The sequence below is a fragment of the Chryseobacterium sp. FW101-FHT12H09 genome, assembly GCF_058790395.1.
This window is the reverse complement of record NZ_JBYTCP010000001.1, coordinates 832,806-855,420: the sequence shown is the minus strand read 5'-3', so window position 1 is coordinate 855,420 and position 22,615 is coordinate 832,806. Positions and strand designations below refer to the sequence as shown.

General features: G+C 35.1%; 19 protein-coding genes. 4 read left to right on the top strand and 15 right to left on the bottom strand.

The window, feature by feature from the left end; all coding sequences use genetic code 11:
• The first annotated feature begins 246 nt into the window (after positions 1 to 246).
• Complete coding sequence (locus AC3WRL_RS03875) at positions 247 to 1,260, top strand: nucleoid-associated protein (protein WP_492329773.1); 1,014 nt, start codon at positions 247 to 249, stop codon at positions 1,258 to 1,260.
• A 122-nt stretch (positions 1,261 to 1,382) separates the two neighbouring features.
• Here AC3WRL_RS03875 and AC3WRL_RS03870 read toward each other — a convergent pair whose 3' ends face one another.
• Genes AC3WRL_RS03870 through AC3WRL_RS03845 form a run of 6 tightly spaced genes read right to left on the bottom strand, consistent with a single transcriptional unit; the run spans position 1,383 to position 7,556 of the window.
• Positions 1,383 to 2,132 (bottom strand): succinate dehydrogenase/fumarate reductase iron-sulfur subunit, encoded by a 750-nt coding sequence (locus AC3WRL_RS03870; protein WP_261511197.1) that lies wholly within the window; start codon positions 2,130 to 2,132, stop codon positions 1,383 to 1,385.
• 11 nt (positions 2,133 to 2,143) lie between these two features.
• Complete coding sequence (locus tag AC3WRL_RS03865; protein ID WP_492329890.1) at positions 2,144 to 4,060, bottom strand: fumarate reductase/succinate dehydrogenase flavoprotein subunit; 1,917 nt, start codon at positions 4,058 to 4,060, stop codon at positions 2,144 to 2,146.
• A gap of 9 nt (positions 4,061 to 4,069) precedes the next feature.
• Positions 4,070 to 4,726: a succinate dehydrogenase cytochrome b subunit gene (locus AC3WRL_RS03860; protein ID WP_261511198.1), complete on the bottom strand. Its 657-nt coding sequence runs from the start codon at positions 4,724 to 4,726 to the stop codon at positions 4,070 to 4,072.
• Positions 4,727 to 4,745: 19 nt separating this feature from the next.
• A complete protein-coding gene (locus AC3WRL_RS03855; protein WP_214832481.1) occupies positions 4,746 to 6,176 on the bottom strand; it encodes an anion permease in 1,431 nt (476 codons plus the stop codon).
• A 20-nt stretch (positions 6,177 to 6,196) separates the two neighbouring features.
• Positions 6,197 to 7,354: a porin gene (locus AC3WRL_RS03850; protein WP_492329772.1), complete on the bottom strand. Its 1,158-nt coding sequence runs from the start codon at positions 7,352 to 7,354 to the stop codon at positions 6,197 to 6,199.
• A gap of 49 nt (positions 7,355 to 7,403) precedes the next feature.
• Positions 7,404 to 7,556 (bottom strand): hypothetical protein, encoded by a 153-nt coding sequence (locus AC3WRL_RS03845; protein WP_261511200.1) that lies wholly within the window; start codon positions 7,554 to 7,556, stop codon positions 7,404 to 7,406.
• 336 nt (positions 7,557 to 7,892) lie between these two features.
• Between AC3WRL_RS03845 and AC3WRL_RS03840 the strand changes: the two genes are divergently transcribed.
• The 3 genes from AC3WRL_RS03840 to AC3WRL_RS03830 all read left to right on the top strand — a co-directional run bounded on the left by AC3WRL_RS03840 (position 7,893) and on the right by AC3WRL_RS03830 (position 11,726).
• Complete coding sequence (locus AC3WRL_RS03840; RefSeq protein WP_492329771.1) at positions 7,893 to 10,082, top strand: ATP-binding protein; 2,190 nt, start codon at positions 7,893 to 7,895, stop codon at positions 10,080 to 10,082.
• 26 nt (positions 10,083 to 10,108) lie between these two features.
• Positions 10,109 to 10,660 carry a biliverdin-producing heme oxygenase gene (locus AC3WRL_RS03835; RefSeq protein ID WP_214832475.1) on the top strand — a complete coding sequence of 184 codons (552 nt, stop codon included), beginning with the start codon at positions 10,109 to 10,111 and terminating at the stop codon, positions 10,658 to 10,660.
• A gap of 139 nt (positions 10,661 to 10,799) precedes the next feature.
• The gene (locus AC3WRL_RS03830; protein ID WP_214832473.1) at positions 10,800 to 11,726 is read left to right on the top strand and encodes a malate dehydrogenase; all 927 of its coding nucleotides are present in this window, start codon (positions 10,800 to 10,802) and stop codon (positions 11,724 to 11,726) included.
• Positions 11,727 to 11,804: 78 nt separating this feature from the next.
• Here the strand turns inward: AC3WRL_RS03830 and AC3WRL_RS03825 are convergent, their stop codons facing one another.
• The 9 genes from AC3WRL_RS03825 to AC3WRL_RS03785 all read right to left on the bottom strand — a co-directional run bounded on the left by AC3WRL_RS03825 (position 11,805) and on the right by AC3WRL_RS03785 (position 22,561).
• Positions 11,805 to 12,539, bottom strand: a complete 735-nt coding sequence (locus AC3WRL_RS03825; RefSeq protein WP_492329770.1) for a DUF3108 domain-containing protein — start codon at positions 12,537 to 12,539, stop codon at positions 11,805 to 11,807.
• A gap of 176 nt (positions 12,540 to 12,715) precedes the next feature.
• A complete protein-coding gene (locus AC3WRL_RS03820; protein ID WP_214832469.1) occupies positions 12,716 to 13,132 on the bottom strand; it encodes a VOC family protein in 417 nt (138 codons plus the stop codon).
• Between the two features lie 70 nt (positions 13,133 to 13,202).
• Positions 13,203 to 14,117: an alpha/beta fold hydrolase gene (locus tag AC3WRL_RS03815; protein WP_214832467.1), complete on the bottom strand. Its 915-nt coding sequence runs from the start codon at positions 14,115 to 14,117 to the stop codon at positions 13,203 to 13,205.
• Between the two features lie 71 nt (positions 14,118 to 14,188).
• A complete protein-coding gene (locus AC3WRL_RS03810) occupies positions 14,189 to 15,892 on the bottom strand; it encodes a S41 family peptidase (protein ID WP_492329769.1) in 1,704 nt (567 codons plus the stop codon).
• A gap of 142 nt (positions 15,893 to 16,034) precedes the next feature.
• Complete coding sequence (locus AC3WRL_RS03805; RefSeq protein ID WP_492329768.1) at positions 16,035 to 16,481, bottom strand: lipocalin family protein; 447 nt, start codon at positions 16,479 to 16,481, stop codon at positions 16,035 to 16,037.
• Positions 16,482 to 16,528: 47 nt separating this feature from the next.
• On the bottom strand, positions 16,529 to 17,452 hold the full coding sequence (locus AC3WRL_RS03800) for a helix-turn-helix domain-containing protein (RefSeq protein ID WP_214833195.1): 924 nt from the start codon (positions 17,450 to 17,452) through the stop codon (positions 16,529 to 16,531).
• Between the two features lie 13 nt (positions 17,453 to 17,465).
• Positions 17,466 to 18,365: an NmrA family NAD(P)-binding protein gene (locus tag AC3WRL_RS03795; RefSeq protein ID WP_492329767.1), complete on the bottom strand. Its 900-nt coding sequence runs from the start codon at positions 18,363 to 18,365 to the stop codon at positions 17,466 to 17,468.
• Between the two features lie 139 nt (positions 18,366 to 18,504).
• Positions 18,505 to 19,686: a phosphatidylinositol-specific phospholipase C domain-containing protein gene (locus tag AC3WRL_RS03790; protein WP_214832445.1), complete on the bottom strand. Its 1,182-nt coding sequence runs from the start codon at positions 19,684 to 19,686 to the stop codon at positions 18,505 to 18,507.
• Between the two features lie 22 nt (positions 19,687 to 19,708).
• A complete protein-coding gene (locus AC3WRL_RS03785) occupies positions 19,709 to 22,561 on the bottom strand; it encodes a TonB-dependent receptor (RefSeq protein ID WP_492329766.1) in 2,853 nt (950 codons plus the stop codon).
• Positions 22,562 to 22,615: the final 54 nt, after the last annotated feature.

Below are 22,615 nucleotides of genomic sequence, written 5' to 3'. Positions count from 1 at the left end.
TCTTCGTAGCTTGTCGATTTTGTTTAAAGTTTTTAAGTCCATTTTTGTATGTTTTGATAATGATGATGCCAATTGCATTCCTTTAAAGATTGGTTTGTTTTAATTGGTTGTAATTCAATGTGTTGATTATTTTTGTTGAATTTTATAATGCAAAAAAGCTATCCAAAATGATAGGGTTATTATCAAAACGAAATGCTGCTCGATATTTGAGATTATTAATATCTTTGCAGTCCATAAAAATCAAAAATGTTTTCAAAAATTATAGTACACAGAGTCGGTAATAAGATCAATGGTGAGTCTTTAACACTTTCTCAGGAAGAATTGCAGTTGGAAGAAGGGATGGCAGAAATGCTTGAAGATTATTTTTTAGGTTCTTTTAAAACAGAAGAAACCTATCAGTTTTATAGTGATACTTATTTAGTAAATAATCCTGTTTACAGTTCTGTAACAGAAATTTTTGAGGATAAGGCTAAATTCCTATGGGAGTCTGAAAACATTGCTAAGCATCTTTTTGAAGCTGCTGAAAACCCTAGAGTTCAGGGGGGTGAGTTATTTATTGTATTCTTTGAAGATGAGAGAGAAGGGGATGAGAAAGTAGATAAGATCGGGATTTTTAAAACTGAAAAAAGAGAATCTTTCTTAAAGATATTCCCTCAGGAAGAAACTTTTGCATTGGAAAAAGATCAGGGTATCGGATTATCAAAAATTGATAAAGCAGCTTTGATCTATAATAATCATAAAGAGAATGGATACGTATTGTCTGTAGTTGATAACAACAAAAACGGAGATATGTATTATTGGTTTGAAGATTTCCTGAAAGTGAAACAGCGTGATGATGAGTATTTCCACACTCAGGAAGCGTTAATGGTTTATAAAGATTATATTACAAAACAGCTTCCTCAGGAGTTTGAAGTTTCAAAAGCAGATCAGGCTGACTTTTTAAATAAATCGATTAATTTCTTCAAAGAAAAAGAGGAATTTAAACTTGATGATTTTGCAACTGAAGTATTAGGTGACCAGCATGTGATTGAAAGTTTCGTTAATTTTAAAACAGATTACGAACAGGATATGCAGGTCAATATTGCTGAAGAATTCCCAATCAGTGAAGCTGCAGTGAAAAAGACGCAGCGACATTTTAAGAGTATTATCAAATTAGATAAGAATTTCCATATTTACATCCATGGTGATCGAAAAATGCTGGAGCAGGGACAAGATGAAAAAGGAAAATTCTATATGCTGTATTTCGATAAGGAAGTTTAAAACAAAGGATAAAAGCAGTAAAGCGATGAATTGCTAAAGTCGCAGAAAAGAATAGATGAGTAGGAAGGGTAAAAGTAATTTTACCCTTTTGCTTTTTACAGTTTAGGACTATCACTATTCAACTACTTCTTCCCGAAGAATAAAGCTCTGCTATACTCATAATTCATTCTGGCGATATTGAGAACTGAAATACCTTGCGGGCATTCTACTTCACAGGCTTCAGTGTTGGAACAATGTCCAAATAACTCGCTATCCATTTGCTTTACCATATCTATAACGCGCTTACTTCTTTCTTCCTTACCCTGAGGAAGAAGAACCATATGTGTAATTTTAGCAGATGTAAATAAAGCGGCACTTGCATTTTTACAGGTTGCCACACATGCCCCACATCCTATACAGGCAGCGGAGTCAAAAGCTTCTTCGGCAGTTTGATGCGTAACAGCTATGGCTGTTGCATCGGGAGCCTGTCCCGTATTTATGGAAACGAAACCTCCTGAGGAGATTATTCTGTCGAAAGCTGAACGATCTACTTTTAAATCTCTTTTTATAGGAAATGCTTCTGCCCGGAAGGGTTCTATAACAATAGTTTCTCCATCTTTGAAAGAACGCAGATGCAACTGACATGTCGTGGTATTTTTTAAAGGACCGTGAGCTAAACCGTTGATCATCATTCCACATTGTCCACAGATTCCTTCACGACAATCGTGATCGAACTCTACGGGTTCTTCGCCTTCAGTGATCAGTTTTTCATTTAAAGTATCCAGCATTTCAAGAAAAGACATATGAGAATTCAATTCTTTTAAATCATAATTTACCAGCTTTCCTTTGGTCTTTCCGTCCTTCTGTCTCCATATTTTCAAATGTAAATCCATAATTTTTGTTTTTATTTATAACTTCTCACCGTTGGTTGTACCTCTTCAAATACAAGCGGTTCTTTAATTAATTCAGGTTCTTTGTTTTCACCCGTCCATGCCCATGCTGAAATGAACTGGAATTCATTGTCATTTCTCAAAGCTTCACCATCTGGAGTTTGATATTCTTCGCGAAAATGAGCACCGCAGGATTCATTTCGGGTCAAGGCATCATAGCACATCAATTCTCCGATTTCGAAATAGTCGGCAACGCGTCCCGCTTTTTCCAGTTCCGTATTCATGCTGTTTCCCTGTCCGGATACTTTTACATTTCTATAGAACTCTGCTTTTAGCTTTTGTATTTCCTGAATAGCGTATTTTAGACCTTTTTCATTTCTAGCCAGGCCACAATAATCATAAAGCAACTTTCCTAAGGTTTTGTGGTAATGATCTACGGTTTTTGTTCCATTGATGTTGATCAGATTTTCTACCTGTTGTTTAACTGCATTTTCAGCTTTTTCAAATGCCGGATCTTCTGTAGATATTTTTCCAGTATGGATTTCATTAGAAAGATAGTTGGCAATTGTATAAGGAGCGATGAAATAACCATCAACGGAAGCCTGAAGAAGAGAATTTGCTCCAAGTCTGTTAGCTCCATGGTCTGCAAAATTAGCTTCCCCTAAAGCAAATAATCCTGGAATAGTAGTCATCAGCTCGTAGTCTACCCATAAACCACCCATAGAAAAGTGAGCCGAAGGAGATATCATCATAGGCTCCTGATAGGCATCATATCCTGTGATCTTAAGATACATATCAAACAAGTTTCCATATTTTTCCTGAATCTTCTCTTTTCCCTGTTCTTTAATTGCTTTTGAAAAATCGAGATATACAGCATTTTTTAAAGGTCCGATTCCGAACCCGGCATCAATTCTTTCTTTTGCAGCTCGGGATGAGATATCTCTCGGAGCAAGATTTCCAAAAGCCGGATATCTTCTTTCGAGATAATAATCCCTTTCATTTTCAGGAATATCATTAGCAGCTCTGGTTTCATTTTCTTTTGAAGGAACCCATATTCTCCCATCATTACGAAGTGATTCCGACATTAAGGTTAATTTCGACTGATAATCTCCAGATTGTGGGAGCGAAGTAGGATGTACCTGAATCCAGCTGGGAGAAGCCATTAAAGCTCCTTTTTTATGAGCCCTCCAAATGGCAGAGCCATTACACCCCATTGCTAATGTAGAAAGGTAGTATATCTTGCCATATCCTCCGGTAGCCAATACAACAGCATGAGCAGCATGCCTTTCAATTTCTCCGGTATCTAAATTTCTTACGATAACCCCTCTTGCTTTTCCATCTATAACCACCAGATCCAGCATTTCATGTCTTGAAAATAATTCAATTGTTTTTTTGCCAACCTGTCTCATCAAAGCCTGATAAGCTCCTAAAAGTAATTGCTGTCCGGTTTGTCCTCTTGCATAAAAAGTCCGGCTAACCTGAACTCCACCAAAAGAACGGTTATTGAGATAACCACCATATTCTCTCCCAAATGGAACTCCTTGGGCTACAGCCTGATCGATGAGGTTTAAAGAACACTCTGCCATGCGGTATACATTAGCCTCCCGTGCTCTGAAATCGCCACCTTTTAAAGTGTCTACAAACATTCTGTAGACGCTGTCACCATCATTTTTGTAATTTTTAGCAGCATTCACTCCGCCCTGAGCTGCTACAGAATGTGCTCTTCGCGGGCTGTCCTGAAAACAAAATGATTTTACATTGTATCCCATTTCGCCTAAAGATGCAGCAATAGAACTCCCTGCTAAACCTGTTCCTACGACAATTACATCTAATTTTTTACGGTTGGCTGGATTAACGAGCTTTGCTGTTTTTTTATAATTGGTCCATTTTTGTTCTAATGGTCCTTGAGGTATTTTAGAATCTAGCATCATCATTTTATTTTAATTAGAAGTAAAGAATATATAGATGGGCATCAGTGCAAAGCCGATACTTATAATTACTGAATAAGCAATTCCTATGGTTTTAACCCATTTTACAAATTTAGGATGATATAATCCTAACGTTCTTATAGCACTGTATATCCCGTGAATAAGATGGTAGCACAAAGCGGCCATTGATATAATATAAATGATCACATACCACCATTCTTTAAAAACTGCAACCACAAGAATATATAAATCTTTATTTCCGTTTTCATCCAGAGGGGGAGTTCCGAATTTATATACATACCAAAAGTTTTGAAAATGGATAACCAGAAAAATTAATAGTAATGTTCCTAATATTCCCATATTGCGGGAATACCATTTGCTGGCTCTTCCACGTCTGTCAGCCTGATAATGGGCGTTGGATTTCTTATTCTTCAAAGTGATTATTAAACCATCGATTGCATGAAGAATTATGCTTGCATACAGAACGTAAGAAACTATTTTAATCACAATATTTCCTGACAGAAAATGTGAATACGCATTAAACTGTAAATGAGCCTGATCCTGGGGAAGAAATAGCTGAAGATTTCCAAGGAAATGAATCAACAAAAAGAAGCTCAGGAAAAGTCCGGTAAGACACATCAGCATTTTTCTTGACAAAGTAGACAGCATAATTTTTTGTTTTATTAATTTAATAATATCCTAATACTTTCATCCAGAGACCTCCTACTACCATATAAATAATAAGTAATACAATTCCTATTTCGAGACCTCGAAGCCACCATGCTTTTAATTCTACATATCCACTTCCGAAAAATACGGGAGCAGGACCATGACCGTAATGGGTAAGAACCCCATAAATAGATCCTAAAAAACCAAGCATCATCGCTAATAACATGGGTGGAATTCCAACAGCAACTCCTACACCTAATAATGCAGCATACATCGCAGCAACGTGAGCTGTAGCACTTGCAAAAATATAGTGACTGAAAAAATAAACTACAATAATTACAGGAAAGGCTATCTGCCAGCTCAATCCACCGATCTTAACCTTGATAAGGTCACTGAACCATCCAATAAATCCAAGTTCATTAAGCGAACTGGCCATCATGACCAATACTGCAAACCATACAATAGTATCCCAGGCGCCTTTCTCAGCTTTTACATCTTCCCATGTCAGTACAGAAGTTAACAATAACAGGGTTAAACCTATGAAGGCTGTTGTAGTGGCATCAATTGAAAGGGATCCTCCAAATATCCAGAGAGCTAATAAGATAAAGAATGCCAATAACATGAGCCATTCATTTTTGGAGATCGGACCCATTTCTTTCAACTTTTGAGCGGCCATTTTAGGAGCATCACCTGTTTTTTTCAATTCTGGTGGATACAATTTATACAATACAAGAGGAACAACAAAAAATGCTACCAGACCAGGTAGGAAACCTGCAGCTGCCCATGACATCCATGTGATATTGATGCCAAGGTTGGCTGCAAACTTCTGACACATCGGGTTGCTGGCTGTTCCTGTTAAGAACATTGAAGAAGCAATCAGATTCATATAGTAGCTGTTCAGTGTTAAAAATGAACCCAGTTTTCTGTGGGTTTCAGGTTTTTCAGGAACAGAATCAAAACTGATGGCCATGGATTTCATAATAGGGTAGATGATTCCACCACCTCTTGCGGTATTACTTGGAATAGCCGGGGCAAGGCAAACGTCTGCCAGTCCTAAACCATAGGCTAATCCAAGGGAACTTTTCCCAAATATTCTGATAAATAGAAAAGCTATACGGTTTCCTAATCCGGTTTTAATAAATCCACGGGCAATAAAAAATGAGATCCCAATCAACCAGATCACTTTATCTCCGAAACCTGAAAGTGCTTTGGTAATTGATTTTCCAGCATCTCCGGGAGCGATCACTTGTGTAAGCGCTGTAAACGCAATGGCCATCATACACATAGTTCCCATGGGAGCAGCTTTAAGAATAATTCCTAAAATTGTTGCGGCGAAAATAGCGAACAGATGCCATGCATCTGCAGTAACACCATCGGGTTCAGGGATAAACCAGATGATAAGAGCAACAGCAAAAGTTATTGCTGTATTCTTGATATTAATTTCTTTCATAATAGTATTGATATTAATGATTAAAATCTACTTTGTACCTGAACAATGAATAGATTATTATTGTATTGTGAGGTGTTTGCGATCTGTTTTTTATATCTGTCGAATTGTACACCCAACTGAATTCTGGCACCATAGTTTTTAAGGAATTCCAATCCGAACATTGGGGTAACCGTCTGTCTGGGATTAGAGCTTACTCTGAAATTAGTATCCAGATATTCATAACGGCACGACAGCTCAAAGGCGCTAAGATTTCTATGGTTAATTTCATACCTCAGATTAGGAAGGAAATAAACTCCGCGAATAAGATAATCATCGGGATTAGAAAGTCTTTGTTCTGGGGTTATGGAGTTGTACAAAACATGGTTGGTTGCCTGTTTACCTTCTAGTTGCATATCAAGGCTCCATTTGGAATCGAAATTGATCAATGAGCTAAAGTCAACCCCCAATGCATATACTTTCTTGCCCAGAACTTCACCGATACCGCCATTTAAGCCAACATTAAAATTATATTTTTTGGACAGTCCGAATACCAATCGTGTTGAATACTGCTTTCCATTATCGTTATCATTAACCTGATTTTTCCCATTTCCATTAACTACAGAAACGGCATATTGAAACGGTATTTCTCCCAATTCCAGCTGACCTGTTGCCGCCATTCCAATTTGGAAACTCGTCCAGCCTAATTTTCCAAACTCGGTGTACTGATTAGACCAATCCAAAGACTTGATGATATCAATAGGATAAGTTTCTTCGATACCAAATAATGGACGGAATTGACCTACAGTAATGGCCAGTTTAGGGTTAAAAGTGTATTTTAAATAGGCATTTTCAAGAACCCTGCTTTTGGGGTCATTCTTAAAGTCGGCGAGATTGGCCAAAACAACAACTTCTGTTCGTTTGCTGATCTGTGCCCGAACCTGTACCCGCATATATTTCAGCATAAAATTATTGTCTGTTCCTGATCCATCCTCGTGATGAAGGCCGTTAACGTCTACATTTTTGGTCATACCTAAAAGGTATCGAGCCTGGAAAAGACCTTTGATCTGTAGTATGGGATATTTTACATTTTCTTCCTCTGTTTTATTTTGAACAGAATCTTTTACCTGTCCACTCATTGATAAAGAGAAGACTAAGAAGCAAAATAATTGCGTTCTTTTTTTTGTTGAAAAAAAAGTCATAGTGCTTTGTATTGGTTAATGATTGGGTGAATGCTAAAATCCTCGGAATTTAGAAAACCTGATCTTCGCGAAATTTTGTGTGCTCATGATAAATTTTGATATTATCAGAACTGATCACTATTATTTTTTCCTTGGAATTGATATGACTTAATAATCCAGATAGAAGAAAAGAATGAAGCATAATGGATGGGAATTTTTTCATACTGATGTATTTGATTGTTAGAGAAGTAAATAATGAATTTTTTATAATAATATTCAATTATTTATCCGTATTTTCATGTTTTGGTGATATAAATCTACTAAATTTTACTTAATTAAGAGAATAATTTTATTTTAATACTGTTTTAATGTTAATAATCATTTCTCATTAATTTCTATGAAAAAATTGTGATTTTGTTAACAGAATTGTGTATATTAAAGACAATTGGTGTGTATGTAAGGTGTTTAGCTTCAGTTAGTTATTGCTACTCATAAATTAGATACCACACTATAATATATCAGCAAAAAATTCGTTATATTTGATTGATTTTAGAATATTATGAATTTTGTAGAGTGTCATGAAGAACCCATCCATATTCCAGGGTATATACAAAGTTTTGGATACCTGATTGGCATTGACGCAGAATCTTATCTCATTACTTTTTTCAGTGAAAATATCCGGGATATATTTACTATCGAAAATAAGGAATCACTTTTCGATAAAAAAATTACTGATCTTCCTGAAAGCTTTCAAAGCATTATAGAATCTGATATTTACAAGTCATTGGACACATTTACAAGACGTGAAAATGAAACCTATTTTGATAAAATTTTTATTAAAGGAACTGAATATCATTTTTCTGTTTTCCGTAATGGAGGCCAAATCTTTTTAGAGTTTGAAACCGTACTGGAAAATCCTGATAAACGTATTTCGAACAAATATGATAATTTCTATGTGATTGATAACGCACAGGATATTTGGGATCAGCTTCTAAGTACACTTTCTAAAATTGTAAACTATGACCGGATGATGATCTATAAATTCATGACAGACGGTTCTGGGAAGGTAATTGCTGAAAAGAGAGATGATAATATGCAAAGTTACCTTGGCCTGCATTATCCTGAAACGGATATTCCCAAACAGGCAAGAGCGCTGTATATGAAGAAGAGAAAAAGAATCTTCAGTAATGTATATTCTGAAACAGTTCCGATTTTAAGCAAAACAAAACAAAATATTGATCTTACGTTTACGGCTTCACGAGGAATGTCACCGATTCATGGTCAGTATATAAAAAATTCCGGAGCTTCTTCCAGTTTCAGTATTTCTATTATCATTGATGATAAACTTTGGGGGTTGGTTACATGTCAGAATTCAGAATCTAAACATATTGATCTTGAGGACAGGGTACAGGCCGGAATTTTTACCGCTTTAGCATCCAACGCTTATTCATCTTTTAAGACCAAGAAAGAGCTGGAGTATCGTATGGATCTTAATGAAAAATCAGCCTATCTGAAAACAGAATTTCTGAAACAAAATTCTTTATTTGATTCTTTAGTTCAAAACAGAATAGAAATTAAAGATCTTGCTGAAGCTGATGGACTGGCTATTATTTCTGATGAAAATATTGTAAGAACAGGAGCAACTCCTCCACATGCGATTATTGAAAAAATAGTAAAATGGGCATATGAAAATACGAATAAAAGTATTTATGTAAACCGCAGTTTCCTGAAGGAATATGGTGAGAATTTAGGATTGGACAAAGATTCAGCAGGTATTATTATATATTTTATCGATCGGACTAAAAATGAGATGCTGATCTGGTTTCGTAAGGAATTTGATGAGCATATTCAATGGGCCGGAAATCCTGAAAAGAAAACTGATGTTTTCTTTCACAATGGTGAAGAAAAACAAATGGTATCTCCAAGAACATCTTTTGAAGTTTTTAAAGAAAATATTAAAGGGAATTCCAAAAGATGGAGCTCAAGAAATACAAGTGGTGTACAGGCAATCAGAGATGTGATCTTGGAAACTTCACATAAACAGTACAATACGATAAAGCAGCTTAATGATCAGCTTAAAAAGGTAAATGAAGAACTTGATAGTTTTTCCTATACCATTTCCCATGATCTTGGAACCCCGCTTACCGTAATGAAACTAAATGCTCAAATGCTGCTCGCTAATTTTGATAAATCTGAGAAAGAGAAAAATAAGCTAAAGTCTATTATTGAGGAAATTGATAATATGGCAGAGATGATGCATGATGTTTTGCAGCTAAGCCGGGCAAAACACAGTGAAATAGAACTTGAAAGCCTGCCCACAGTTCATACAATAAGAAAAATCTCTGAAAATGCTAAAATGACTTTTGAAAGTCCAAAAAGCGAGATCATTATTAAAAACTGTCCGGAAGTATTGGCCGATAAAACAATGCTCCATCAGGTATTTCTAAATGTCATCAATAATGCTGTAAAATATTCGTCAGATCAGGATCATCCAAGAGTAGAAATTGAAGGGATAGAAAATGACGAAACCATTGTTTACCGAATTTCAGATAACGGAATAGGAATTCCTGAAGAAGAGAAACATAAGATGTTTAAAATTTTTAACAGGATGGATAATGCAAAGAAATTTAAAGGCAATGGAATAGGCCTGTCAATTGTTCATCGAATTATGAAAAGAATAGGCGGAAATGTGGATTATGAAAATAATAAAGATGGTACTTCTTTTCTTTTAACGTTTAAAAAGCCTTAAATTTGGAGGACTTATAAACTCTAATTATGGTTTCAGAATATCTTAAACAAAATACAGCAGAGTATCACGATGCTGCTGAGAAACTTTTTAACTCTGAAAAGATTTTTAACAAGACTTTCAGTTTAGAAGATTACAAAAAAATCATCAATACCAATTATTTAATGCTTTTGCATTCTGAAGACAAAATTTTTAATAGCCTTAATGGAAAATTCGCTGAGAAACTTCAATTGAATCAAAGAAAAAAGCTTCCATTGATTGAAAAAGATCTTGTAAGCCTTGCTTTGAAAAATCAAGTTGTTTCTCATGCTCTTGAAATTAATAATGAAAATGAAGCGTTAGGAATGATGTATGTGATCGAAGGGTCTACTTTAGGTGGAAACGTGATTGCAAAACAACTTTCTAAAACAGAAGGTTTCGATGATATAACGTTCAATTTCTTTGGGTGTTATCAGGAAAATACAGGGCCAATGTGGAAGAATTTTAAAGAAGTTCTGGATACAGAAGTTGCTGAAGAGAACTATAACGAAGTATTATCAGGAGCTAAAAAATTATATACGTTCTTATTAAACGTTAATTAATTTTCAAATTAAAATCTAAATCTATCCTTTGCAGATAATTAACTTCCTGAAAGATTGCTCAATTTTTCAGGAATTGTTAAATTTGGGAGTCAAATTTTTAGACTGAACTAAAAATAAATAATTTTAAAAAGTATACATTATGAAAGTAACTGTAGTAGGTGCAGGCGCTGTAGGAGCAAGCTGTGCAGAATACATCGCTATGAAAAACTTCTGTTCAGAGGTAGTTTTAGTAGACATTAAAGAAGGTTTTGCTGAAGGTAAGGCAATGGATTTGATGCAGACAGCGTCGCTTAACGGTTTTGATACCAAAATTACCGGGACAACAGGAGATTACAGCAAAACTGCAGGTTCTCATGTAGCAGTGATCACTTCAGGAATTCCAAGAAAACCTGGAATGACAAGAGAAGAATTAATAGGTATTAACGCAGGGATTGTAAAAGATGTTACTGCAAACTTAGTAAAACATTCTCCAGAGGTTATTATCATCGTAGTTTCTAATCCAATGGATACAATGGCTTATTTGGTACACAAAACTTCTGGTCTTCCGAAACACAAAATTATCGGAATGGGAGGTGCACTGGATTCTGCTAGATTTAAATACAGATTGGCTGAAGCATTAGAAAGCCCAATTTCTGACGTTGACGGAATGGTAATCGCTGCTCACAGTGATACTGGAATGCTTCCATTATTGAGCAAAGCGACAAGAAACGGAGTTCCTGTAACTGACTTCCTTGATGATGAGCAACAAAAATATGTAATTGAAGAAACTAAAGTTGGTGGAGCTACATTAACTAAATTATTAGGAACTTCTGCTTGGTATGCACCAGGTGCTGCTGTTTCTGTAATGGTTCAGGCAATTGCATGTGATCAAAAGAAAATGATCCCTTGTTCTTTAATGCTGGAAGGTGAATACAATCAAAGTGATATCTGTTTAGGTGTTCCTGCTATTATCGGTAAAAACGGTGTAGAAAAAATCGTAAACATTACCCTTACAGTAGAAGAACAATTGAAGTTTGCTGAAGCTGCTAAAGCGGTAAGAGAAGTAAATGGAGATTTGAAGTTTTAATTATTTTAAACTTTATATAAAGAGAAAACGCGCCCGAAGGGCGCGTTTTCTCTTTATATTCTCTATTCTGTTCCCTTCTTAATTTCCTTCAATTCTCTCAATAAGCATTTTTCTTCCCCCTGCGTCAATTTCCTGCTTCAATACCTGATTGGATTTTGTATCGATATAAAAAGTCATCTTTACAGCATTACTTGAAATATCATCCGTTACGCTAACGATCCAGACTTCCTTATTTTGGAAACTTCCTTTTTGAGTGTTTGTAATATGGGCTTTCATTAATCCTGAGCCTGATTTTGGATTATAATCAAAAATGGCAATATCAGTTTTGTAATTATCCTTTAATGGCAGCCAACGAATAATTTGCGGGTATAGATTACTGTCAAAAAAACTTCCGTCCACTTTTTCATTGATTTCAGTTTTGGCATTTGTCACTTTGTCTGTGTAATATCCGGTTACTGTTTTCCCGAAATTTAAAGACATATCCCTTTGGGTATTAAAGGAGGTATGTTTTATCGGTTTTAATTGAGGAAGTTCAGCCGTAGTTTCATCTACCCAATCAGGTTTTCCTGACATTTTTACAGTGGTTTTTACATTGATGGTTTTACCGTTGCGACTGATATCGGCGTATATTTTTGCAATTTCAATTTTAGTGGTATCCTTTAATGCATACCAGATCATTGTTTCTTTTCCGTTCTTTATTAGATTCGGAACAATTTCATTCTTTTCAGGAGTCTGATCTTTAATCTGTGCATTTGTAAGAGAGAAAAAAGATAAGATTACAAAAACAGAACTCAAAAAGTGGATTGATTTCATATTATATTATTTTGTTGATTTTATTATTAAGTCTTTGGAAATGAACAAATGTTACAGCACACACGCTAAAGAATGGTAATTTTTTTATTTGATTATCGGTAACGAATAAAAAATCCAAACAAAAAAACGCACCTGATAGTACGTTTTATATTCTTTAATAAAATAGTAATGATAAATTATTTTTCGGCATGTAGACCAATCCTGTTACCTTCTGTATCCGTGATAACAGCAATATAACCTGCGTTCATTTGAATGGGTGGAGTTACTATTTTCCCACCAGCAGACTCCACCTTATCTAAAACTTTTTGAATTTCAGGATAAGCATTGATATAGACCAGCGTTCCCTTATCTGAAGGGTGGCTGTCTTTTGATTTTGATAAAACGCCTGTAATTCTGCCGGAGGTTGCCTGAACTACATTCGGGTTGTAAGGAAAAAAAGTAAGTTCCTCATTGGTTTCGGGAATAGAACGGGTAATCATTTTAATGTCTAAAATTGTCTCATAAAATGTTTTTGCCCTGCTGGTATCAGTAACAGGGATTTCAAACCAGGTAATAACATTGGTATTCTCGTCGATTTTTTTTAGTGGTTGCATAACTTAATATTTTTTTGGTGTAAGGTTGAGGTATCCAATACAATACCAACAGTGACAATCACTATCTAATTTATTTTTCCTTCTTTACAAAGGTCCATACGGTATTAATGAATTCTGGGTTTTTCTCATAATACAAAAGATGCCCACCATCAATTGAAACCACTTGTTTATTAACGAATTTGAATGATTGATAATGTTTTGTACCTACCGCTTTGTCTTTTTTTCCTGTAATGATTAAAGTTGGAACCTTAATGTCTTTTGTTGATTGCGCATAATCAGCATAATATTCCGGATATTCTTTAGGTTTTGAGATCACAGCCATTCCAAAATCAATAATTCTCGGATTTAATGAATCTATTTTGTCCATTTCTTTGATCGTCTCAATGTCATCAGTAAGGAATCTGTATCCCATTCGTTTTGATCTTAACGATTTGCTTAATTTGGAAAGCTCGGAAGAAAGACTATCGTTTTCTATTTTTCTATTTTTTAGATGGAGAAGTTCATTGGCATAATCAATTTGTTCCTTAACTGATTCATTATTTAAGAAATGTAAGGTTACGTTGGCTAAAATAAGACCTTTTACATTTTGAGGGTATTTCTTGGCATAGCTTACCGCGATAATTCCACCAAAAGAGTGAGCCATGAGGAAAACCTTATTTAATTTCAAGTGTTGTCTTAATTCCTCAATATCCTGTACCATTTTATCTAAATGATAATCATCCGACTGAGCAGATTTTCCGGATCCTCTCTGATCCATATAGATCATCTTTAGGTTTTTCTCAAGATGATTTCCTCCCATTAGTTCAAATGAAGGATAGCCCTGTCCCGGTCCCCCTGGAATATAAATGCAGGCTTCTCCGGTTCCCGAAACTTTATAATGGATCTGCACATGATCACTGGTCTGAAAAAAGTCTTCAGATTTGGATTGACCTTGAGCAGGCAGGTAGTTGAAAAATAACAACAGGGTAAAGAAAAGAGCTTTCATATGCTTTGTACATTTTATATTAGTAGAACAGATTAGTAAATGTATTTATTACATGCTGGATTTTATTTGTCTTATTTAATAGCTTTTAAAATATGTTCAAATTCCAGATCACGATTTTGAATAATATCATCATCGGTATATTTTATCAACTCGTTAATTCTTATACCTACTTTTTGAGTTTGTGTGTTATCATAATAGAATATGCCATTCCCTGTAAACACCAGTGAATAGCCTGCTGGTAATTGTATTTCTACTGTATCTCCATCAGCACCAGCTGTTTGCTGTCCTATTGTAATGGCTTGAGGAAAAATATTTTGCAGATTCATAGTGTTCCATTCACTCATACTTAAGGTTTCAGGATTGACGATTATAAAAACTTTTCCTTTATATGGGTTTACTGTTTTGTTCTCAATCTTAGGGTAATAGTGGCCATACACCTTATAACTGATAGGAATGTAAGTACCCATATTTTTTAAATTAGGCTCATAATATTTTCCAAAATAATTTTCTCTGGGTGAGAAGTATTTGTAAATATAATGAAAAACAAATCCACCCCAGTTCGGATATCCTCTCATATCAAAGACAATTGCTTTTTTAGAAGAAGCTTCTTTAAAAATAGTATCCATGTGACTGTCAAACTTATCATCTGCAATATTATCAGTCAGATAAAATACATCATTGATTTTAAAATATGCAATATCATTGTGAACCAATTTGTGTTGCTGTTTTAGACTGATTTTCTCAGTTAAATAAGCTGAGATGACAGACGTTTGTTGCTGATCTGTAGGATTAATAAAGGTGATTTTTGTATGTTCAGCTTTATTGTTTTGGGTATGTAGTATTTTGAAATCTTTTTGTTGTACATCATCTGGCCATATCATATTTTTTTGATAATCTGAAAGGTGATATAATAGATTCTCAAGATTTGAAACGGAAAGCAGTTCTCTTTTTTCATTGATGATCTGTTTAATACTTTTACCATTGATTTCGGTTATTCTATCTCCAACCATTATTTGCGCATTAGAGCAGATCTCAGGAAAAATAAGATGAGTAATTAAGAGATGATCATTAAAAACTTGGTAATCAAAAGGAGCATAATAAAATCTATGTAGGATTTCATTTTTATAGTTTAATTGATCATAGAACTTAAAAGCATGACTGTCTTCCATTTTAGAAATTGCTTTTGCAAGAATAATTTCAAAATCTTTTCTTGAAGGTGAAGATATTGCTTGTCCCACCAGATCTGTAAAGAAGACTTCGAAGTTCTTATCCATAAGGTATTTATGCGGATATAAATAATCTATGGAGCCTTGTATCTTAGCAAGTATGAGCAGCCTGAAGGGCAGTGGTAATTGTTCTTTTTTGGAAAGCTCATATTGTTTTTCTTTTAGAACTTTTCCTATATACCGATGTTCAAATATAGTGCTCAAAATCGTTTTACCTTCCGCAGTGAGCATTTTATTCTTTTTATACCAATCAAAATTCTGATTTACCGTTAAAGCTTCTTTAGCTTCATCAATCACAAGTGAATGGGAAATAGGATTACTCAGTTTTCCTGATAGTTGCTTAATAATAGAGTTAGCATCCGATTTCTCATCTACCTTCTCAATATTAGCTAAAAATAGACTATCAGCATCCACTTTCCCATTTGCTAGATCCGGATGATAATATTTTAGAAAATTCCAGGTTTTCATAAAAAAAGCATACTGCTCTTTTTGAGCATAAATCGCCTGTTGAATGAGAAATAAAAAGAAAAGAGTAATGACTTTTTTCATGGAAATGGAAGTTTATCAGATTAGTTTTTATTGCATAAAGATATCTTAAATGATTATATATTTAAATAATTAAAAAGCTTGATCAATAAAAATAAAAAAACGCATCTAATGATGCGTTTTTATCAGTTGAAACTATTTGTTCTTATTTGTAAAAAATATATTTTAAGTAATCAAATGTGCCATCTCCGTTATAATCGTAATTATCGGGGACATAAATCACTAATTTGTTTGAAGTGAGTTCCAGGACCTTTGCTTCTACAGAGTTATTTATGATGATTTTCTGTTCGGATGGTTTGTAAACATAATCGCGGGTATCGGTCTTTTTTATACAAGAGTTACCAATATTATTGTAATCATTAGATATATATTTTCCGTCATTTCTGTACTCATAAGTGCTTTGTTTTTTACAGTCATCAGGAAGATATTCGTGTAAAACAGTTGTATTATCTTTCCCGGATATGACAATGTTTGTTTGCATTTTCCAAACTCCCAGAAGGTTTGCATTCTCATTTGTATTTTGATTTTCATCAGCATCGCTGCCACAAGATAATAAACTCAAAACCAAAGCTCCTGCTAAAATTTTTTTCATAGAATAATTTTCCGCGAACTTAACGAAGATTTCAAAAATAAACTATTTCAATTAAAAGACTGCCTGAATTCCAGTGGTGAAAGATTGGTTTTATTTTTAAATAATTTACTGAAAGACTGTGGATGTTCAAATCCCAATTCATAGGCAATTTCACTTACGGATAATTGAGTAGTAGATAATTTTTCCTTTGCCTTTTCAATTAATTTTTCGTGAATATGCTGTTGAGTGCTCTGCCCGGTAAGAACTTTTAATAATCCGGTTAAATAACTAGGTGATATATTTAGAGTGTCAGCAATATACTGAACGGTAGGAAGCCCTTTACTGATGAGGTCCTCCTCATTAAAATATTCAGTAAGTAAGGTTTCCAGAGAATCAAGAGTTTTATGATTGGTTATTTTTCTGGTAATGAACTGTCGCTGGTAATAACGTTCAGAATAATTTAATAAGGTTTCAATTTGTGAAATAATAATATCCTGACTGAACTTGTCAATATTGGAATGGTATTCCTGCTCAATATTTTGAATGATATTGCCAAGCACAGTTTCTTCTTTGTCTGAAAGAAATAAAGCTTCATGCACAGAATAATCAAAATATTCATATTGTTTGATCTTTTTGGCAAGAGAAGTGTTCCACAGAAAATCAGGATGGATTAATAGCATCCATCCTGTATGTTGTATTGTTGAATTAGGATCTACACTAACGCTGAACACCTGACCTGGTGCCATAAAAAACATCACCCCTTCATCAAAATCATAATCCTGTTGGCCATATTTCATTTTAGCATTGGAGGTGCGTTTAATGGAAATAGAATAAAAATCCAATATCCAGTTTGTCACAGGTTGATCTGGAGAATGTATGATGATATCACTGTAATTTATGACGCTGATCAATGGATGCTCAGGTTTGGTTAAGCCCCTCACCTGATGGAACTCAGTGATGGATTTTATTCTTTGAGGTTGTTTGTTCACGATACAAATGTAGAAATTATTGATGATATGCTATGGCAAATTCCCTGGCGAACTCTTTCACTTTTACTTGGCCCAAAACAGGTTGATGAGCATAATAATCTTCATACAGTATTCCGTTACGTCTTGATGCATTCATTTCTACAAAACCTTTAGCTGTTTGAGGATTCATTCCTGTATTAATTAGATTGTTTAGCAGTTTTTCATCCTCAATAGTTTCCCATTTCAGTTCCCTGTTTCCAATGGCATCTCCTAAGGTTTCAGCTATTTCATTGGGTGAGATTTCTTCACTGGCAATATATCTGATTTCTCTGCCATTAAAAGGTTTTTCAATTTCTTCTGCAATTTCTTCTGCAATATCCAATGGAGAAACCCAAGGTTCTTTGTCGTCTCCACCATAATTCTGAATAATAGCTCCTTGCGTTTTTATACTTGGAATAAAAGCAAACATATTGTAATAGAATCCAACCGGACGCATAAATTTTATGGATACATCTTCAGGTAATTTATTCAATATGTTTTCCACATTATAATGAAACGCTAGAATACCGTTTCCCTTATTCGTATGTGCTCCGATACTGCTAAGATGGACGATACGTTTTACACCTGATCTTTCAAATGCCTCTTTGTAATTTTTACCGATCTGAGTACTGGCTGCAATAAAATCTATGTTGTGATCAAAAAAGCTTCCCGCATTCAATGCTTCCATAGCGTAAACAATATCTGCGTCTTTGAAAGTCTCAGAAAGGAAGTTTACATCTTCCATTGTTCCAATGGCGGCTTGAGCACCTAAAGCTTCAATTTCTGCTTTTCTGTCCGAACTTGTACTGATGACAGTAACAAGGTGTCCTTTTTCTACTAAGTGTTTTGTCAGTGGCTTGCTGATATTTCCTAAAGAGCCTGTTACGATTATTTTCATTGTATTGATTTATAGGAACAAAATTCAGAAATGTCCGATCAGCAGATGTATCCGGATCTACTTTTTTTGTAGTCAGAAAAAGAGTGTTAAGATGATAAAATAAAAACAGCCTCATGATTTGAGGCTGCCTGCTGTTTACTTATTGACAATTACCATTAATGGGATTTACAAAATAATCTTTATCCTGAGGTGGCTTTACAAAATAGGATGTTCCATAGGTGTTTCCAGGTTTAAAAAAATCGGTGGAAACGACCTGAGCGCCGCTGCTGAATGCTTCTTTAGCACGGGTGAGGTCATTTACTTTTGCTTCATAAGTTTCAATATCTGCCCTGGTTCGAACAATAAATCCTTGTTTTACCATCTCCTGAATTTCTTTTTGACGGACAATAGCATTATCTCTCAAAATAAAAGCGGCAAAACTATCTTCAGGTTCACTTTCCATAAACATCAGTCTCTTTTCCAAGGAGCCATCTATTAAATATGGATTGTCTTTAGTGGATTTTGTTCCTGCACTTCCCGGTAATAACATCAGGATAAATTTGCCTCTGCTGTTCTCTGCTTTAGGCCAATTATTATGAACTACTGCTTCACGCAATGTTTTAAATTTACCCTGTATCTCTTTGGGAGTAATCAATTTATCTTTGCCTAAATATTGTGAGATTTCCTGATCCAGATCATCGTATGCTTTTTTAGTAAAAGGCAGAACCTGAGTGCTGTTAGGGAAAATTGGAAACCCTGAATCTTTAGCTTCAACCATAATAAAAATCGTGGAATGCTGGGGATGTTTGTCAGACCATTCACGCAGTTCCAATAAAGCGTCTTTTAATGTAGGGTAGTGGGATCTGAAATCAATGTCTGCCATATGCAGGACTTTAAACCCGGGTTTATCCAATCCTTTAGTATTGTGAGGAGCAAGATCATTTACTCCTTTTTCCTTCAGCACGCGATAAGATGCAGGATTATTAAAACGATTACCATCCGGATCATAATAAACATCCAGCTCCAATCCACGCAGGTTAGCGTTTAATTGTTGTGTAAAATCAGGATGATCGTAGTTAAGGGCTTCATTAAAATCCATACCGTTAGGATGATATTCCTGAAATTTAGCTTTTTGTTCGGCAGACATTCCAGAGTCATATTTTTTCATTAAGTTTTTAATAATAGGCGCTGCAAGATCCAGCACTTTTGGATCAACGGGTTCCGCATAAGAGTTGTGAGTTCCTACTACCTGTAGTTGATTGATTTTAATATTCCGGCACTTTTCCTGCGCGTTTATTAATGCAACAGCAGCCATTGCTGCGGAGCAAATATATTTTTTCATAAAGGTGAAGTTTATTGTATGATTAAAAATTAAAGTTTACACCAAGTTGACCTCTGATCCCTGAATAAGAAATGTTTTCAACTCTGGATTTTATTCCCATATAGTAGCGATTGGGTTCGTTGAAAATATTATTCAATTCTACAAACAGTCTGATATTTTTATTGATACTATATGAGGTAGAAGCATCAACAGTGAAATTTTTGTCAAAGTGCTGATAATGATCCGGACCTGCAGCCGTTCTTATTTCACTTACATAGTCACCTTTATAATTTCCTGCTAATCGAAGCATGAACTTACTGGTTTCATAGAATAGTATCGTATTAAAGATATGCTTCGCCTGGTTTGGAATTGTGGTTTTCATCGTTCCGGTTTGTTTGCCATTTTCATATACGGGCATTTTCATTTCCGACGCGATATAGGTATAGTTTCCTTCGAAACCAATATTCTTCAGAAATCCGGGTAAATTTTCTAAACGTTTAGAAATTCCTACTTCAAAACCATATAGCTTTGCACCTTCTAAATTCTTAGGAGTTGTGAATGTATAAGGAAGTCCATTCACACTTACAATAGACTGATCCTTGTAGATCAAATCAGTAATATCTTTATAGAAAGCTCCGGCCGTGATCAGATCCAGCTTTCCAAAATAATTTTCGAACATCAGATCAAAATTATTAGAGAACGTAGGATTTAGCTGAGTGTTTCCCTGGGTTACTGTATTGGCAAGGTCATTAACGATAGTTCCAGGGTTCAGATCATTGAAATCAGGTCTTGCAAAAGATCTTGTATATGCAGCTCTTATGATTTGATTCTTAGTAAGATTCCATTTCATATTAACCATAGGAAGAAATACATTGTATTTTTTACCATCTTTAATATCTTCTACTTTAGATCCTTTGTTATCTGAAATTACCTTTTTACCGAAGAAAGAGATATTATTATATTCATTTCTTACTCCACCCAGGAACTGTAAATTTTCATTTATTTTCCAGGTTCCCATCAGATAGGCTGCCCAAACATTTTCCTGTCCCCGATAAGAGCTTGTTACATTAGAATTACTGTTTTTTCCGCTTACCTGTGAGAGACCCAGATTATTTTGAGTATCACTGTTGTAGAACTGATCAATTTGCCCGTTGGTGATCTGATTAATAATAACAGAATTATATGGATTACCAATAGGATTCATAAAACCTCCATTAAATGGAAAGGCTATTTGCTCAAATTGATTCATATAACTTACCGGAGCTCCTGGAACTCCCAATGCTGATTTGGGCATCCATACCAATACAGCAGCATCTACAACCTTTTCCTTATTATCGAATTTGGTTCCGAATTGGAGCTTGAAATTTTCTGCTACATTATATTTCAGGTCGACTTGCCCACGAAGGTCGGTTTCACTGTTCCTGTTTTGACTGAGAATAACCTGATTGAGCTTCAGCTGATTTCCCGATATAGGATTTTGATTATAGGGTAAGGTGTAGCCGTTTGGATCACCAACACCATTTGGGGCATCCATGGCAAAATATTTCCTGCCATCAGAAGCCAGATTTCCATAAGTCATTGGTTGTACAAAGTTGACGATAGGATAGCCTCTCTCATGTTCTTCCAATTGCTTGGGAGAGTTAAATTTAAAAGCCGATCTTGCTTTGGATAAAGACCAGTCTATTTCTAAACGTTGACCGACCTGATGGTTTCCACCAAACTGCATAGAATATAAATCGGTAAGATAATCAGCATGTCTGGCTTGTAAAGTCACATTTTTATTATCAAAATTAAAATAAGTTTCTCTTACAGATTGTCCATCTTTATACTGACTATACAAGCCCTTGAAGTATAATTTGTTTTTACTGTTGATGTCATAATCCATCGCATAGTTGAAACCTAATGTTCTTCTGTTTGCAACGTAATCACGTAACTGCAGTTGATTGATAGAATAGGAGGATACAGGATCTGTAAGTCCATAGTTAAAAATATTACGCATTTGATCTATGGCTCCGGATCGTTCCCATATGACGGCAGAGGAAATAAATTTCAGTTTATCTGTAATTTTGTTTCCATAGACAATAGAGGAGTTAAAAGTAGGGGATTTGGACATATTGACGTATCCGGTAGATGTACTGATAGCCAATGTTTCTTTATTTGGGGATGTTTTTGTAATAAAATCTACATTTCCACCTATAGCATCCCCATCAAGATCGGGAGTTAAGGCTTTTGATAAACGTACATTCTGTATCAATTCTGAGGGGAAAATATCCATCTGAACCCCTCTGTTGGCATTGTCACCACTCGCGCTGGGCATTCTGTTTCCATTTAATGTTGAAGCTGTCCATTGTACAGGAGTTCCACGAACGGCAACAAAACGTCCTTCTCCCATATCTCTCTCAATTGAAACACCCTGCATTCGTTGTACCGCATCAGCGGCATTACGGTCTGGAAGTTTACCAATAGCGTCTGCACTTAAAACCTCCGTAATGGTATTGGAATTCCTCTTCATCGTAATAGCTCTTGCCTGGGATGCTTTGTATACACTGGCTACCACGACCTCCTGAATACTATTTTCTTTTATTTTCTTTTCACCTATTTTGATAGGCCCGAAATCTATCGGTTTTTTATCTGCTATTGTAAAATCCAGATAGGCATTTTCATAACCGGTATATTCCACTACAAGTCTATAACTTCCATCAGGAATATTACTTAAAGTAAATGATCCATCTGTATTGGAAGTTATTTTCTCAGCTTTATTTTCCAGATAGATTAAAGCATTAGGCAGATTTCCCTGATTATCTACAACCACACCATGTACCGATGTTTGGGCAATGGCAAAACCTCCCAGTAAAAAGCATGCTGCAGTTGTTAAAAAAAATCTTCTTCGTAACATTTTATAAATTTTTTGCAAAGATGATTTCTCGTAAAAAAAGCGGAGTTCATTTAA

Coding starts and splice junctions, on each gene's coding strand:
- AC3WRL_RS03875 (WP_492329773.1), top strand. CDS start 247: ATGTTTTCAAAAATTATAGTACACAGAGTCGGTAATAAGATCAATGGT.
- AC3WRL_RS03870 (WP_261511197.1), bottom strand. CDS start 2,132: ATGGATTTACATTTGAAAATATGGAGACAGAAGGACGGAAAGACCAAA.
- AC3WRL_RS03865 (WP_492329890.1), bottom strand. CDS start 4,060: ATGATGCTAGATTCTAAAATACCTCAAGGACCATTAGAACAAAAATGG.
- AC3WRL_RS03860 (WP_261511198.1), bottom strand. CDS start 4,726: ATGCTGTCTACTTTGTCAAGAAAAATGCTGATGTGTCTTACCGGACTT.
- AC3WRL_RS03855 (WP_214832481.1), bottom strand. CDS start 6,176: ATGAAAGAAATTAATATCAAGAATACAGCAATAACTTTTGCTGTTGCT.
- AC3WRL_RS03850 (WP_492329772.1), bottom strand. CDS start 7,354: ATGACTTTTTTTTCAACAAAAAAAAGAACGCAATTATTTTGCTTCTTA.
- AC3WRL_RS03845 (WP_261511200.1), bottom strand. CDS start 7,556: ATGAAAAAATTCCCATCCATTATGCTTCATTCTTTTCTTCTATCTGGA.
- AC3WRL_RS03840 (WP_492329771.1), top strand. CDS start 7,893: ATGAATTTTGTAGAGTGTCATGAAGAACCCATCCATATTCCAGGGTAT.
- AC3WRL_RS03835 (WP_214832475.1), top strand. CDS start 10,109: ATGGTTTCAGAATATCTTAAACAAAATACAGCAGAGTATCACGATGCT.
- AC3WRL_RS03830 (WP_214832473.1), top strand. CDS start 10,800: ATGAAAGTAACTGTAGTAGGTGCAGGCGCTGTAGGAGCAAGCTGTGCA.
- AC3WRL_RS03825 (WP_492329770.1), bottom strand. CDS start 12,539: ATGAAATCAATCCACTTTTTGAGTTCTGTTTTTGTAATCTTATCTTTT.
- AC3WRL_RS03820 (WP_214832469.1), bottom strand. CDS start 13,132: ATGCAACCACTAAAAAAAATCGACGAGAATACCAATGTTATTACCTGG.
- AC3WRL_RS03815 (WP_214832467.1), bottom strand. CDS start 14,117: ATGAAAGCTCTTTTCTTTACCCTGTTGTTATTTTTCAACTACCTGCCT.
- AC3WRL_RS03810 (WP_492329769.1), bottom strand. CDS start 15,892: ATGAAAAAAGTCATTACTCTTTTCTTTTTATTTCTCATTCAACAGGCG.
- AC3WRL_RS03805 (WP_492329768.1), bottom strand. CDS start 16,481: ATGAAAAAAATTTTAGCAGGAGCTTTGGTTTTGAGTTTATTATCTTGT.
- AC3WRL_RS03795 (WP_492329767.1), bottom strand. CDS start 18,365: ATGAAAATAATCGTAACAGGCTCTTTAGGAAATATCAGCAAGCCACTG.
- AC3WRL_RS03790 (WP_214832445.1), bottom strand. CDS start 19,686: ATGAAAAAATATATTTGCTCCGCAGCAATGGCTGCTGTTGCATTAATA.
- AC3WRL_RS03785 (WP_492329766.1), bottom strand. CDS start 22,561: ATGTTACGAAGAAGATTTTTTTTAACAACTGCAGCATGCTTTTTACTG.